Origin of the sequence: Capnocytophaga felis, from assembly GCF_009684755.1 — a bacterium.
Classification (GTDB): domain Bacteria; phylum Bacteroidota; class Bacteroidia; order Flavobacteriales; family Flavobacteriaceae; genus Capnocytophaga; species Capnocytophaga felis.
Genome location: NZ_BLBC01000005.1, coordinates 730428 through 743710 on the forward strand (window position 1 = coordinate 730428; position 13283 = coordinate 743710).

The window sequence follows — 13283 nt, forward strand, 5'->3', positions numbered from 1 at the left end:
AATGCACTATATTTTATATTTTTGCGGCGTTATTGCAAACTTCACAGAAAACGAATATAGCGGAGAAATATCCTTTAAAACAAGCATTAACAACCAATAAACAATGAGCGACAATATCAAACACGAATGCGGTATCGCGATGGTGCGACTGCTAAAACCTTTGGATTTTTACAAAGAAAAATACGGAACAACCTTCTCTACGAAAGCAAAAAAATAACCAAAATCGCCAATCTTTTAGCTCTTTAATAGAGAAAAATAGCAAAGAACATAGTGTAAAATTAAAAATTTAGAAGCTATTGTGCTTTGAGTTTTTACTGTAAAATGTAAATAATTGCGTAATGATTTATAAAACCAAACACACTATTATAAACGGAGACAGCCGACAAATGAACGAACTTGCAGATGAAAGCGTTCATTTAGTGGTAACTTCACCACCTTATTGGCAACTTAAAGATTATGGAACAGAAAATCAAATTGGTTTTCACGATGATTATGAAACTTATATCAATCATTTAAATCTGACTTGGAAAGAATGCTTTCGTGTGTTGAAAAAAGGTTGTCGGTTGTGTGTAAATATAGGTGACCAATTTGCTCGTTCTACCTACTATGGGAGATATAAGATTATTCCTATTCATTCCGAAATTATTAAATTTTGTGAAATGATAGGATTTGATTTTATGGGGCAAATTATATGGCAAAAAACAACTACGATGAACACCTCAGGTGGTGGAGCTGTGATGGGGAGTTTTCCATATCCGAGAAATGGCATTGTAAAACTTGATTTTGAATATATTTTGCTATTCAAGAAGCAAGGAAATGCTCCCAAGCCCACCAAAGAACAAAAAGAAAATTCGGCAATGACCAACGAAGAATGGAATACTTATTTCAATGGACATTGGTATTTTTCAGGAGCAAAACAAGACAAACACTTGGCAATGTTCCCCGAAGAGTTGCCTCATCGTCTGATAAAAATGTTTTCTTTTCCGGAGGAAACCATTTTAGACCCTTTTATGGGGAGTGGTACAACGGCTCTTGCAGCACGAAATTTGGGGAGAAATTCAGTAGGTTATGAAATTAATCCTGATTTTATTCCAATTATTCAAGAAAAAATAGGTGCTGATGATATTTTGTCGGAAGTAAAAACAGAAATCGTAAAACAGCAAACTATTGCTACCAACTTTGAAGAGGAAATACAAAAACTGCCTTATCAATTTATTGATACGCATAAATTGGATAAAAAAATTGATGTTAAAAAAATACAATATGGTTCGAAAATAGATGCTGAAAGTACAGGAAAGCGAGAGGAATATTTTTCTGTAAAAGAAGTTATTTCATCTGAACTCATAAAGCTAAGTAATGATTTAATTGTTCGTTTGATTGGTATTAAACAAAATCCTGAAATTAACGGAAAAGCTACGGAGTGGCTCATTAACAAATTAAAAGGAAAAAAAGTTTTCTTAAAATACGATGAAATAAAACACGATGCAGAAAATAATTTAATGGCATATCTTTATTTGCAAAATAAAACCTTTATCAATGCACATTTATTGAAAGAAAAATTAGTTTTGGTAGATGAAAGTATTGATTTTAAATATAAAAATAAGTTTTTAAAAATATGACATATACGGGAGGAGAACTAAATAAGTTGAACGGTGATTATGGTATTTCAGCACCAAACAAATCAGTACCGGTAATGAAATTAATAAAAAATCACAAACCTAATAGTAAGGATGAACTATATGAGTTAATAAAATTTCATTATGAAATAGAATGTCCTTGTGGAGTAAAAAGCCAAGGTACAATAGAAGGTTTTGGCAAAAATTTATATGAAGCTCAGCAAAAAAATGGGGGTATTATAAATATTCTTTGAAAGAATGTATTCAGTGGGAATATGATTTATTTGTAGTACAGTCATTAAAAGGTTCTTTAATTGAAAATAAAGCTATACAACTATTAAAAAATCAGTTACATAGTTTCATTGTCAATCAAGCTGACGGATTCGTAGATGAAGAATTGCGTGTTGATTTGATAATACTTAAAAATAATATCGAAATTTGTGGAATACAGGTAAAACCGAACACATTTAATTTGATGAGGCAAGGGATAATCAATTTCAACAAAAACGCAAATGCAAAATGGGGAAAACCTGTGTTTTATCTATTTTACGATGATGTGGAAAATTTTACAAATGTGCAGGAAGTTATTTCTGAAATAAATAAATTATAAATGGATAAAAAAGAAATAAAACGCTATTCTTTGGACTTTGGTAAAAAGGAAAAGGTACTAAATTATGCTACACAAACTTATCAGCTTTCACGCCCCAATAAGGTAGGAGCTGTAATGGCTTTAATTAGAGAGTGTCAGCCCAATACCATTGAAGAATGGGAGAAATGGTATTTTGAAAATGCGGTTACAACAGGAAAAAATCAGTTTCGAGTAACCAAAGAAAGTTTGCAAGAACTTGGAGAGAGATTGTACGAAAAAATTACAGAAGTCGTTATCCCAGAGTGGCAGGAAGCTTTCAGAGCATTGACAAAACAAGATTGTTATGATTATATTTATAATTTGACAATCAACCGAACCTATGACGGATATTTACGAGAAAAATCAGTTGTGAATGATGGATTAGTAAAATTATTTCCGAATATTAGATTTGAAGAAAGTGCAGAAGAGTTAGACCATGCAGGAGATATTGATTATTTGGGTTATGTGTCTGATGAAAAAGCATTTGGAATACAAATAAAACCAGTAACAGCTCAATCTAATTTTGGAAATTATTCTGCTTCTGAACGAATGAAAAATAGTTTTGAAAACTTTAAAAATGATTTTGGCGGAAATGTTTTTATTATTTTTAGTTTAGATGGAGAAATAGCCAACAAAGAAATTATAGACGAAATACAAAAAGAAATAGATAGATTGGCAGGATAGCCCTTCTCTTTAACAACCAATAAACAATGAGTGACAATATCAAACACGAATGCGGTATCGCGATGGTGCGACTGCTAAAACCTTTAGATTTTTACAAAGAAAAATACGGAACAACCTTCTACGGCATCAACAAAATGTACTTGATGCTTGAAAAACAACACAATCGCGGACAGGACGGAGCTGGTCTGGCAAGCATCAAGCTGGATATGCAACCCGGCGAACGTTACATCAGTCGTGTACGAAGCAACGAATCGCAACCAATTCAAGATATCTTTACGCAAATCAATCAGCGTATCAGCACGTTACTGAAAGAACATCCCGAACTGAAAGACGATGTTCAAGCACAGAAAAAACTGCTTCCGTATGTGGGAGAAGTTTATTTGGGACACGTGCGTTACGGCACTTTTGGGCAAAACAGCATCGAAAACGTACATCCGTTTCTGCGGCAAAATAACTGGCAATCGCGTAATTTAATCGTGGCAGGAAATTTTAATATGACCAATGCCAAAGAACTTTTTGAACGATTAGTAGCACTCGGTCAACATCCAAAAGAACAGACTGACACTGTTACAGTTATGGAACGTATCGGGCATTTTCTGGATACCGAAGTAGAAAGCCTCTACCGTAAGTTTAAAGACGAAGGACTTTCAAAAGTAGAAGCCTCCAAACGCATTGCCGAAGAACTTGATGTGGCAGAAATTTTACGTAAATCTGCTCATCGATGGGACGGCGGTTACGCAATGGCAGGGATTCTTGGACACGGCGATGCCTTTGTGGTACGCGACCCGGCGGGCATTCGTCCGGCGTATTATTATAAAGATGATGAAGTGGTTGTTGTGGCTTCGGAACGACCTGTAATTCAGACGGCTTTCAATTTGGAATTCGACCAAGTACTTGAATTGCAACCCGGTGCAGGCATCATCATCAAAAAAGACGGCAATACTTCCGTTACCGAAATCATTCCGCAATTACCACGCAAGGCTTGTTCCTTCGAGCGGATTTATTTTTCACGCGGAAGCGATAAGGAAATTTATCGTGAGCGTAAAAAATTAGGAGCTTTATTGCTGCCTGATGTTTTAAAATCAATTGATAATGATTTGAAAAACACCGTATTTGCTTACATTCCCAATACGGCAGAAACTTCCTATTTAGGATTGGTGGAAGAAGCCGATGTTTATCTTAATGAGTTAAAACACCAACAGATTCTGGCAGAAAAAAATATTTCTTCGGAAAAACTTGCCGAGATTCTCTCGCAAAAAATCCGCAAGGAAAAAGTTGCCATCAAAGATGCCAAACTCCGCACCTTTATCACGGAAGACAGCTCGCGAGACGACCTCGTGGCTCACGTGTACGACATCACTTACGGATCGGTGCAAAAAGGTGATAATCTGGTAATTATCGATGACAGTATCGTACGAGGAACTACCTTAAAGAAAAGCATTCTCAATATTTTGGGAAGATTAAAACCGAAAAAAATCGTTGTGGTTTCTTCTGCTCCGCAAATCCGTTATCCTGATTGTTATGGCATTGATATGGCTCGTTTGGAAGACCTGATTGCCTTCGAAGCTACCCTGCAATTACACAGAGAAAGAGGCTCTTACAACATCGTGGAAGAAGTGTACAAAAAATGTATCGCCCAAGTAAATTTAAGCGATGACAAAGTAGTAAACTACGTCAAAGAAATTTACGCTCCTTTTACCGATGAGGAAATTACGGATAAAATCACGCAACTGCTTCTGCCCAAAGATTACCCGATTGAGGTGAAAATTATTTTCCAATCGGTGGCGAACTTGCACGAGGCTTGTCCGCAGAATTTGGGCGATTGGTACTTCACGGGCGATTATCCTACTAACGGCGGAAACCGTGTGGTAAACCGAGCTTTTATCAACTTTTATGAAGGAAAAAAAGATAGGGCGTATTAAATTCGGTGTGTTATGCGTCCTATTTTATTTGTCTTTTCGGGACTTCCTGCTTCGGGAAAATCGACACTCGCCCAACGCGTGGCATCGAAGTTTACAGCAGCTTATCTTCGCATAGACACCATTGAGCAAGCGTTTCGTGATTTGTGCAATTTTGATGTGGAAGGAGAAGGCTATCGGATGGCATACCGAATTGCTTCTGACAATTTGAGATTAGGATTAAATGTGATTGCCGATTGTTGTAATCCGATTGCTCTGACCCGTAACGAATGGAAGAATGTCGCTCAGAACACAAATTCTTTTTTAATTAACATTGAAGTCGTATGTTCGGACAAAGAACAGCACCAAAAGCGGGTTTTTAACAGAGTATCTGAGATAGAAAATTTACAATTACCCAATTGGGAAGCTATATCAAAATATCATTACGAAAATTGGACTGAAAACCGAATACAGATTGACACTTCAAATAAAACCATAGAAGACAGCGTTACAGAACTATTTTCAGAAATAGAACTAATTTTAAACAATAATTAAGGACAAGGCTTTCCTTGTCCTTTCTTTTTCATTTGCATAATGCTGTTTTCTATTATGTTAAGAATCCTCATAAACGAAAGATTTTTAGAACTTATTAACAACAATCGGTTGATAAAATAACTATCTTTGTGGAATAAATCAAATATTATTTTGTTATGAAAAAACTATTTTTATTCATCGTTGGTTTGGCAATGTCAGTAGTTGTTTCTGCACAAAACGGAAAATATACCGCCGTTGTAGAAAAAGGCATTGAGAAAGACAATGCCTATTATGTCGAAATTTTTAAAGACTTTCATCAACACCCCGAGTTGGGTTTTATGGAAAAACGAACCGCAGGCATTGTTGCCAAAGAACTCAAACAATACGGATACGAAGTGAAAACAGGTATCGCCAAAACAGGAGTAGTCGGGATATTGAAAAACGGCAAAGGTCCGGTGGTAATGTATCGGGCAGATATGGACGCCAATGCCGTGAAAGAAACTACCAATCTTCCGTACAAAAGCACCAAACAAGTTGTGAAAGAAGACGGTACGCAAACCTATGTGATGCACGCCTGCGGACACGATGCCCATACCACTTGGCTACTGGCAGCAGCTAAATTTATGGCAGAAAACAAAAAACTCTGGAAAGGAACGCTCGTGATGGTTGCCCAACCCGCTGAGGAACTCATCGAAGGGGCGGAAGCTATGGTGCAAGATGGTATGTACACCAAACACAACGTTCCCAAACCCGATTATCTGTTCGGAATGCATACGGCTCCCTTCTCGGTGGGAATGGTTGCAGCTGCTTCGGGGGTACGTATGGCAGGTACCGACCAAATTGATGTAACGTTTTACGGCATTGGCGGACACGGCTCATCGCCTCAGTTTACCAAAGACCCCGTGGTAATGGCAGCAGCAGCCATTAACGGTTATCAGTCCATTGTCAGTCGTGGTATCGATCCCAAAAATTCAGCCGTAATTACCGTAGGCTCAGTTCAGGCGGGAGAAGACAATAACGTAATTCCCGGCACGGCACTACTGAAAATTAATCTGCGTTGGTTTTCCGAAGACGACCGAAAACTGATGATTGAAGGCATCAAACGCATCAACGAAGGCATTGCCTACTCCTATAACGTAGATAAAGATAAATATCCGACAATGGTTCATAAAGGTTGGTCGTATCCGTTGGACAACGCTTCGGAACTTACGCAGGTAATTCGCGAGGGAATCAAATCGAATATGAAAATAGATATGATGCTTACTGAGGAGCTTCTGCCCTCCGTAATGGGTTCGGAAGATTTTCATCATTTGGTGATTCATAACGAAAAGAAAAACTATTCGTATATCAATGTCGGTATCGCTCAACCCGAACGATTTATGAAGTCTTTCAAAGAAAGAAAAGCTCCGCCTTTTAACAACCACAACGGAGATTTTGAAGTGGATTTGGCAGCAATCCCTTTTGGTTCAAAGGTAGCGACACACGGTTTGTTGGCAATTTTCGACAGGTATAAAAAGTAAAATCACAATCATTTTTTTGTATAAAGGCATCGTTATGATGCCTTTTTTAGGGAAAATGCACGAAGTGTTTAAAATAGATTTTTAGGCTTTCGTCAGTTCGAGTAAATTCACGAAAGCGAATATGTGAGTTATCAAAATGATGACACAGATAAAATGTGCATCAAGAAGAAACATTTCTCGATACGATTTGCTTTACTGCGTTACACAAATCACTCGAAGTAACGGGCTGTATCAAATTTCCGTATAAACTAACATTAAAACTAATTTCATACATTTGACCCGCTTTTTTATTATAGAAATTATGTATCACAAAATATTTTTTATTTTTCTTATTGTACTTACGATGACAGCGAAGGCACAAACAAAAGGCTACTATCCGGAAAAAGATAAAATCGTGGTGGAAGGCGGTACTTTCCTGATGGGAAGCCCAAAATCGGAGGGAGAAGCTAACGAACGTCCGCAACATCAAGTAACCGTAAAGCGTTTTAAAATAAGCAAATACGAAATTACCAATGCTCAATATGCTGAATTTCTAAATGCAAAAGGAAATCAGAAAAATGGTGATGTTCCTTACATAGAACTGAAAGCAGGTTGGTGTCAAATCGAAAAAGTAAACAATAAATACCTCGCCAAAAAGGGATATGAACAACATCCTGTGGTGTTGGTATCGTGGTACGGAGCCAAAGCCTATGCCGAATGGGTTGGCGGCAAACTTCCTTCCGAAGAACAATGGGAATATGCCGCTCGCGGAGGCAACAAAACCAAAAATTACACTTATGCAGGAAGCAATTCCCTTGATGATGTGGCTTGGCATCGGCAAAATACGGATGAACTTCAACCCGTAGGGAAAAAACAACCCAATGAATTGGGAATCTGTGATATGAACGGAAACGTATCGGAATGGTGCGAGGATATTTTCGTTTCATACGATTATAAATTAGGAAATACAAATGTTCCCAAAGAAGAGACTTCACTTGTCGGAAAACTTTTGATAGCCGTAATGAGCAAAACCCCGACAAACAATGATTATCCTGAAAACAGAGTAACTCGGGGCGGACATTACAACGAACAGCCCTCAAATATCCGCATTGCAAAACGACGTAACTGTACCGAGTTAGGACAAATTTTTATAGGATTTCGGGTGGTTTTTCCGTAAGTATGAAAGAAAATCAGATTGAAAACTTGTTATATTACCAAAAATTGGTAACTTTGCAAAAAGTTTATCAAAATGAAAAACACATCGGTATCACTCGGAAGTTATTTCGACCAATTTATTAGCAATCAAATAGCTACAGGGCGATATAAAAACGTAAGCGAAGTCATTCGTGCCGGACTTCGGCTTTTAGAAAATGAGGAAAGTAAAACCATTGCACTTCGCAATGCTATTAAAGAAGGTTTAGACAGTGCCAGAGTTGAGGATTTTGATTTTGATGAAAATCTAAAAACCTTAAAAGCAGAAAAACAGAAAAATGGCTAAAATTATTTTCAGACAAAAAGCCATTGACGATTTAAATGCCATTTGGAATTACACCTTTGAAAAATGGTCTGAATTACAAGCAGATAAATATTATTTCGCTTTAAAATTTGATTGTTCACAAATTAGCAAGAATCCACAATTAGGTAAGAAATACGATGAAATCAGAAAAGACTTGTTCGGATTAAAGTCAGGAAGGCATATTATATTTTACCAAGCAATTTCAGAAGATGAAATTGAAATCATCAGAATTTTACACGAGCAAATGGATTTGAAAAGTAGAATTATGGAATGTCGGCAAAAATAAAATAATATTGGTAAAAAAATAAAAACTTGAAGGAAGATACAATGTCTCCTTTCATTAAAAATCTTAAAAAATGGAAGAAATATTCTCTTTTTTGAAAGAACTTTCTCAAAATAATAACCGACCGTGGTTTGCCGAGCATAAAAACGACTATGAAAATGCCAAAGCAAAAGTTGAAAATTTCTTTCGGGCGATATATAATGAAATTGCCAAAGGTGATTTCCTTGGAGAGATGAAAATGTATCGAATTTATAAAGATGTTCGTTTCTCAAAAGACAAAACACCTTACAAAACGCACTTTGGTTTGTATTTTCCGCGTAAGCAACCTCGTTATCGGGGAGGGTATTATGTACATCTTTCACCTGATGAAACCTTTGTAGGCGGAGGTTTTTTCGCTCCGAATAAGGAAGATTTGTATCGCATTCGTAAAGAAATAGAACTTGACGGTGAAGGCTTTGAAAAGGTGATGCAATCCGAAGGTATTCAGAAATATTACGAGGGAAAACTCTGGGGAGATGAACTCAAAACAGCTCCGAAAGAGTTCGACAAGAACGACCCGATGATTCATTACATTCGGAAGAAACAATTTTTGTTGAAATACGATTTCTGTACGGATAAAGTACTAAAATTGGATTTTCAGCAAGAAGTAATACAAGCATTTGAAGCGATGCGTCCGTTTTTTGACTTTATGACCACGGCACTAACCACAAACCTCAACGGAGAATCGCTTTTTGATCAGGAAAGTTAATGTATCTGTTGAAGTAGAATCAATATAAAAACAAATATGAGGCTTACATTTAACAAAAAATATTTCCTGCAAGCGGTGTTTTTGTTTGTCATAGAGGTGCTTATCGCAACGGTACTGCGAAAAATGTACTTTCTGCGGGCTTATGTGGGAGATATTTTGGTTGTAATGCTAATTTATGCGTTGGTTTTAGCTTTCTTTAAAGTTAAGAATAAAAACAAATTGCTTATTGGAGTATTTCTGTTTGCCGTAACTATTGAAATATTGCAGTTTTTCAAAATTGCAGAGTTGTTGGGTTTTTCCAAAGGAAGTATCGGTTATATCCTGATGGGGAATTATTTTTCGTGGGAGGATATAATTTGTTACGGCATTGGTTGTATTCTATTAAAAATATTTAATTCAAAATAAAGTGTGTTCTAAAAAGTATAATGAAAGTTTCTATTGTCAGGCTGAGCGAAGTCGAAGCCCTGTAATGATAAGGCTTCGACTTCGCTCAGCCTGACAGAAATCCCCACTTTGTTAAAGGTATTATACTTTTTGTAACACTTCCCAAAATAAAGTAAATTATGAAGTTAAGTTCGTTTAGTGAAAATCTTGTTTTTTCACAAGAAAAGATACATACACAGGTTGTTTTAGAATCAGATTTTTCAAAAGAAATCCGTATTGCAATGTCCGAAGGACAAATAATGAAAGAACATCAAACTAAATTCCCGATTGTGGTTCATATTTTGGAAGGAACTATTGATTTTGGTGTTGCCGGAAACGTCCATACAATGAAAAAAGGAGACATCATCGCATTGGAAGGAAATGTTCCGCACGATTTAAAAGCTCTGGAAAACAGTGTAGTACGATTAACACTTTCCAAACAAGATGTAGTTTCAAGAGTGGAAGAAGTTGTTAGGCAATCCGAAAAACAATAACATATGAAAGAAATTGAAACAAGGGAAGATATAAACCAACTTGTAAAAGCATTTTACGCTCAAATACGCAAACACGAATTGTTGGGGCCTATCTTTAACAGCCACATTGCGGAAGAACAGTGGCCTGCTCACTTGGAAAAACTAACCGATTTTTGGGAAACCATTCTCTTCGGTGTCCAAAAATTCAAAGGAAGTCCGTCACTCAAACATATCGAAGTGGATAAAAATTTGAACTACGGCATCACACAAGAGCATTTTAACCAGTGGGTAAGCCTATGGCACGAAACCATTGACAAAATGTTTGCAGGCGAGGTAGCTCAACGTGCCAAAGAAGCATCAAACCAAATGGCGGTGGGACAATATACAATGTTATGGCGATACCGACCTGAAAGTTATTAACAATAATAGGGATTAAAACGTTTTAATCCCTATTATTTTTTTGGAAGAATTCCTAAAACTTGTTGTAATTCCGTCACTGACTTTTCAATGCGTTTGATGAGTTTGGGGTCTGTAACTTCCCGACGCAATTCGGGTTGCTGATACCACGAAGTATCTGCTCCCGCACGGCAGTGGCTTATTTCCAGTTGGTCATCAATGTTTACAACGAAGAAATATTCCGAAGGAAAATAAGCATCTTTCTCATCAAAAAACACGATGGATTTTGGCAAGTAAAAATCACCGTATTCAGCCGTATTGTGGGGCTTGTCGTGATTCCAAACCACGGCGTATTTGAAACTTTTGCAATCTTTTTTCCAAGGCAAAATGGATTGCTTTTGAGGTAGGCTGAAAATATGTAACGCATCTTCAGGAATGAAAGAGGTATTTGCCAAAATCTTGGCAAATATCTCTAACGTAATCTTTTCGTTTTTAAGTGGTTCACCGTATATCCTTCTATTTCTGTAATATATCCTTGGCATACTAATACGATTCTTTATAACCTCGCAAATATAGATAATATCTTCCTATTTTACGAATAGTTTTGTCTTTTGTTAATATCTTTTTATACATTTGTGCTTTAGTAAACCGTATTTGATGTTAAACAAAATCGGCTTAAATACGTTGATTGCTGTTTTTTAATAAAATTCTATGAAAAAAATAATAATTTTTGCCTCAGGTTCGGGAAGTAATGCCGAACGAATAGCTACTTATTTCAGAGAAAATGAAGGAATTGAAGTCAGTTTAATTCTTTCAAACAATCCAAAAGCCGGCGTTTTGGAAAGAGCCAAACGCTTGCAAATCCCTTCCATTGTTTTTGACCGACAGGCATTTTATCATTCGGAAATAGTACTTGATATTATCAAAAATCAAAAACCGGATTTGATTGTTTTGGCAGGATTCCTTTGGAAGTTTCCGGAAAATATTATTGAGAAGTTTCCTAACAAAATTGTTAATATTCATCCGTCATTATTGCCTAAGTATGGCGGAAAAGGAATGTACGGAAGCTTTGTACATCAAGCAGTTATTGAAAATAAAGAATCAGAAAGCGGCATCACAATTCATTATGTAAATGAAAATTACGATGAAGGAGCGATTATTTTTCAGGCAAAAACAACTGTTTTAAAAAACGACACCGCCGATTCGCTTGCCGAAAAAATACATCAGCTTGAATATAAACACTTTCCTGAGGTTATTGCTTCTTTGTTAAAATAAAAACATATCAGATTTAAAATTCCAACTATGAAAATTTATCCTATTGAAACCGTAAATTTTAAACTTGACGGAGGAGCAATGTTTGGCGTTGTTCCTAAAACTATTTGGCAAAGAACCAATCCGGCAGATTCCAATAACCAAATTGATTTATCCGCCCGATGTATGCTTATTGAAGACGGAAACAGACTGATTTTGATTGATACAGGAATGGGCAATAAACAATCGGATAAATTTTTCGGTTACTACGCACTTTGGGGAAATGCCAATTTAGATGATTCGCTACGAAAAGCGGGATTCCATCGTGATGATATTACGGACGTTTTTATGACGCACTTGCATTTTGACCATTGTGGAGGTTCAATTCAATGGAATAAAGACCGAACAGGTTACGAACCTGCTTTCAAAAATGCACGCTTCTGGACCAATGAAAAACATTGGCAATGGGCAACACAACCGAATGCTCGTGAAAAGGCTTCTTTCCTTAAAGAAAACATTTTGCCTATGCAGGAAAGTGGTCAGTTGCATTTTATCGACAATCAAGAAAAAACTTTTTTAGAGAATAGCGAATTAGGTTTTGATATCCTGTTTGTTAACGGACATACTGAAAAACAGATGCTTCCGCATATTCGTTATCAAGGAAAAACACTTGTTTTTGTTGCCGATTTGTTACCGACCGTAGGGCACATTCCGTTGCCTTACGTAATGGGATACGATACTCGTCCGCTACTGACATTGGAAGAGAAGGATATTTTTCTTAAGAAAGCTGTTGAAAATGAATATTATTTATTTTTAGAACACGATGCCCATCACGAAATTTGCACATTAAAACGCACCGAAGTGGGTGTAAGATTAAACGAAACATTCCGATTTGAAGATGTTTTTGAATAAGAAAAAGTCCGCTTGAGTTAGCGGACTTTTTCTTTTCATTGTGCTTTTATTTCTTCTCCAAATTTTTCAAAACAACCCATTATTTTCCTGAAAATCAAATCATATTCAGGCATTTCTTTACCCACAAAAATTATCGCAAAAACATATTTTTCAGAAGTAATTTCACTTAAAAAATGTTTCTGTAAACGATAACTTTCCCGAATAAGCCGTTTGATACGATTGCGATGCACAGCCCTTTTAAAACCTCTTTTCGGAACGCTGACAAGCACCTGAAACTGAGATTCTAAATTATCTTCAACCGAAAGAAAAATCATCTTCAAAGGATAACTTTGAACGCTTTTCCCCTCAGAAAATAACTGCTGAATGTGTTTTAACTTACGTAACCTTTCCGACTTTGGAAAAGAATAATCTGCGTTTTTCAA

18 protein-coding genes are annotated in these 13283 nt (G+C 36.5%); 16 read left to right on the top strand and 2 right to left on the bottom strand.

Annotation, left to right across the window (positions count from 1 at the left end; all coding sequences use genetic code 11):
- The first annotated feature begins 338 nt into the window (after positions 1–338).
- From GN105_RS04575 to GN105_RS04640, 14 genes are all read left to right on the top strand, one after another.
- Positions 339–1619 (top strand): DNA methyltransferase, encoded by a 1281-nt coding sequence (locus GN105_RS04575; RefSeq protein ID WP_155284226.1) that lies wholly within the window; start codon positions 339–341, stop codon positions 1617–1619.
- Positions 1616–1870, top strand: a complete 255-nt coding sequence (locus tag GN105_RS04580) for a hypothetical protein (protein ID WP_155284227.1) — start codon at positions 1616–1618, stop codon at positions 1868–1870. Before GN105_RS04575 ends, GN105_RS04580 begins: the two co-directional genes overlap by 4 nt.
- Positions 1867–2226, top strand: coding sequence for an MjaI family restriction endonuclease (locus GN105_RS04585; RefSeq protein ID WP_155284228.1), 360 nt, complete (start codon positions 1867–1869; stop codon positions 2224–2226). Before GN105_RS04580 ends, GN105_RS04585 begins: the two co-directional genes overlap by 4 nt.
- Complete coding sequence (locus GN105_RS04590; RefSeq protein WP_173014965.1) at positions 2227–2928, top strand: MjaI family restriction endonuclease; 702 nt, start codon at positions 2227–2229, stop codon at positions 2926–2928. It begins immediately after the preceding gene.
- Between the two features lie 26 nt (positions 2929–2954).
- Positions 2955–4850 (top strand): amidophosphoribosyltransferase, encoded by a 1896-nt coding sequence (locus tag GN105_RS04595; protein WP_155284229.1) that lies wholly within the window; start codon positions 2955–2957, stop codon positions 4848–4850.
- Positions 4851–4862: 12 nt separating this feature from the next.
- Positions 4863–5381 (top strand): P-loop nucleotide/nucleoside kinase family protein, encoded by a 519-nt coding sequence (locus GN105_RS04600; protein ID WP_155284230.1) that lies wholly within the window; start codon positions 4863–4865, stop codon positions 5379–5381.
- A 155-nt stretch (positions 5382–5536) separates the two neighbouring features.
- Positions 5537–6880 (top strand): amidohydrolase, encoded by a 1344-nt coding sequence (locus tag GN105_RS04605; RefSeq protein ID WP_227977307.1) that lies wholly within the window; start codon positions 5537–5539, stop codon positions 6878–6880.
- Between the two features lie 301 nt (positions 6881–7181).
- Positions 7182–8036 carry a formylglycine-generating enzyme family protein gene (locus GN105_RS04610; RefSeq protein ID WP_227977306.1) on the top strand — a complete coding sequence of 285 codons (855 nt, stop codon included), beginning with the start codon at positions 7182–7184 and terminating at the stop codon, positions 8034–8036.
- A gap of 72 nt (positions 8037–8108) precedes the next feature.
- On the top strand, positions 8109–8357 hold the full coding sequence (locus GN105_RS04615; protein ID WP_155284231.1) for a type II toxin-antitoxin system ParD family antitoxin: 249 nt from the start codon (positions 8109–8111) through the stop codon (positions 8355–8357).
- Complete coding sequence (locus GN105_RS04620; RefSeq protein ID WP_155284232.1) at positions 8350–8661, top strand: type II toxin-antitoxin system RelE/ParE family toxin; 312 nt, start codon at positions 8350–8352, stop codon at positions 8659–8661. Before GN105_RS04615 ends, GN105_RS04620 begins: the two co-directional genes overlap by 8 nt.
- Before the next feature lie 70 nt (positions 8662–8731).
- A complete protein-coding gene (locus GN105_RS04625) occupies positions 8732–9406 on the top strand; it encodes a DUF2461 domain-containing protein (RefSeq protein ID WP_155284233.1) in 675 nt (224 codons plus the stop codon).
- Between the two features lie 36 nt (positions 9407–9442).
- Positions 9443–9811, top strand: coding sequence for a ribosomal maturation YjgA family protein (locus GN105_RS04630; protein WP_155284234.1), 369 nt, complete (start codon positions 9443–9445; stop codon positions 9809–9811).
- A gap of 158 nt (positions 9812–9969) precedes the next feature.
- Positions 9970–10323, top strand: a complete 354-nt coding sequence (locus GN105_RS04635; protein WP_155284235.1) for a cupin domain-containing protein — start codon at positions 9970–9972, stop codon at positions 10321–10323.
- A gap of 3 nt (positions 10324–10326) precedes the next feature.
- A complete protein-coding gene (locus GN105_RS04640; protein WP_155284236.1) occupies positions 10327–10722 on the top strand; it encodes a group III truncated hemoglobin in 396 nt (131 codons plus the stop codon).
- Between the two features lie 32 nt (positions 10723–10754).
- Here GN105_RS04640 and GN105_RS04645 read toward each other — a convergent pair whose 3' ends face one another.
- Positions 10755–11240 carry a hypothetical protein gene (locus GN105_RS04645; RefSeq protein WP_155284237.1) on the bottom strand — a complete coding sequence of 162 codons (486 nt, stop codon included), beginning with the start codon at positions 11238–11240 and terminating at the stop codon, positions 10755–10757.
- A gap of 169 nt (positions 11241–11409) precedes the next feature.
- Here GN105_RS04645 and purN point away from each other — a divergent pair, with 169 nt between their 5' ends.
- Both purN and GN105_RS04655 read left to right on the top strand, forming a co-directional pair.
- Positions 11410–11973: a phosphoribosylglycinamide formyltransferase gene (purN, locus tag GN105_RS04650; protein ID WP_155284238.1), complete on the top strand. Its 564-nt coding sequence runs from the start codon at positions 11410–11412 to the stop codon at positions 11971–11973.
- Positions 11974–12000: 27 nt separating this feature from the next.
- Positions 12001–12861, top strand: a complete 861-nt coding sequence (locus GN105_RS04655) for an MBL fold metallo-hydrolase (RefSeq protein WP_155284239.1) — start codon at positions 12001–12003, stop codon at positions 12859–12861.
- 35 nt (positions 12862–12896) lie between these two features.
- Here GN105_RS04655 and rnpA read toward each other — a convergent pair whose 3' ends face one another.
- On the bottom strand, positions 12897–13283 hold the full coding sequence (gene rnpA, locus GN105_RS04660; protein ID WP_155284240.1) for a ribonuclease P protein component: 387 nt from the start codon (positions 13281–13283) through the stop codon (positions 12897–12899).

Coding starts and splice junctions, on each gene's coding strand:
- GN105_RS04575 (WP_155284226.1), top strand. CDS start 339: ATGATTTATAAAACCAAACACACTATTATAAACGGAGACAGCCGACAA.
- GN105_RS04580 (WP_155284227.1), top strand. CDS start 1,616: ATGACATATACGGGAGGAGAACTAAATAAGTTGAACGGTGATTATGGT.
- GN105_RS04590 (WP_173014965.1), top strand. CDS start 2,227: ATGGATAAAAAAGAAATAAAACGCTATTCTTTGGACTTTGGTAAAAAG.
- GN105_RS04595 (WP_155284229.1), top strand. CDS start 2,955: ATGAGTGACAATATCAAACACGAATGCGGTATCGCGATGGTGCGACTG.
- GN105_RS04600 (WP_155284230.1), top strand. CDS start 4,863: ATGCGTCCTATTTTATTTGTCTTTTCGGGACTTCCTGCTTCGGGAAAA.
- GN105_RS04605 (WP_227977307.1), top strand. CDS start 5,537: ATGAAAAAACTATTTTTATTCATCGTTGGTTTGGCAATGTCAGTAGTT.
- GN105_RS04610 (WP_227977306.1), top strand. CDS start 7,182: ATGTATCACAAAATATTTTTTATTTTTCTTATTGTACTTACGATGACA.
- GN105_RS04615 (WP_155284231.1), top strand. CDS start 8,109: ATGAAAAACACATCGGTATCACTCGGAAGTTATTTCGACCAATTTATT.
- GN105_RS04620 (WP_155284232.1), top strand. CDS start 8,350: ATGGCTAAAATTATTTTCAGACAAAAAGCCATTGACGATTTAAATGCC.
- GN105_RS04625 (WP_155284233.1), top strand. CDS start 8,732: ATGGAAGAAATATTCTCTTTTTTGAAAGAACTTTCTCAAAATAATAAC.
- GN105_RS04630 (WP_155284234.1), top strand. CDS start 9,443: ATGAGGCTTACATTTAACAAAAAATATTTCCTGCAAGCGGTGTTTTTG.
- GN105_RS04635 (WP_155284235.1), top strand. CDS start 9,970: ATGAAGTTAAGTTCGTTTAGTGAAAATCTTGTTTTTTCACAAGAAAAG.
- GN105_RS04640 (WP_155284236.1), top strand. CDS start 10,327: ATGAAAGAAATTGAAACAAGGGAAGATATAAACCAACTTGTAAAAGCA.
- GN105_RS04645 (WP_155284237.1), bottom strand. CDS start 11,240: ATGCCAAGGATATATTACAGAAATAGAAGGATATACGGTGAACCACTT.
- purN (WP_155284238.1), top strand. CDS start 11,410: ATGAAAAAAATAATAATTTTTGCCTCAGGTTCGGGAAGTAATGCCGAA.
- GN105_RS04655 (WP_155284239.1), top strand. CDS start 12,001: ATGAAAATTTATCCTATTGAAACCGTAAATTTTAAACTTGACGGAGGA.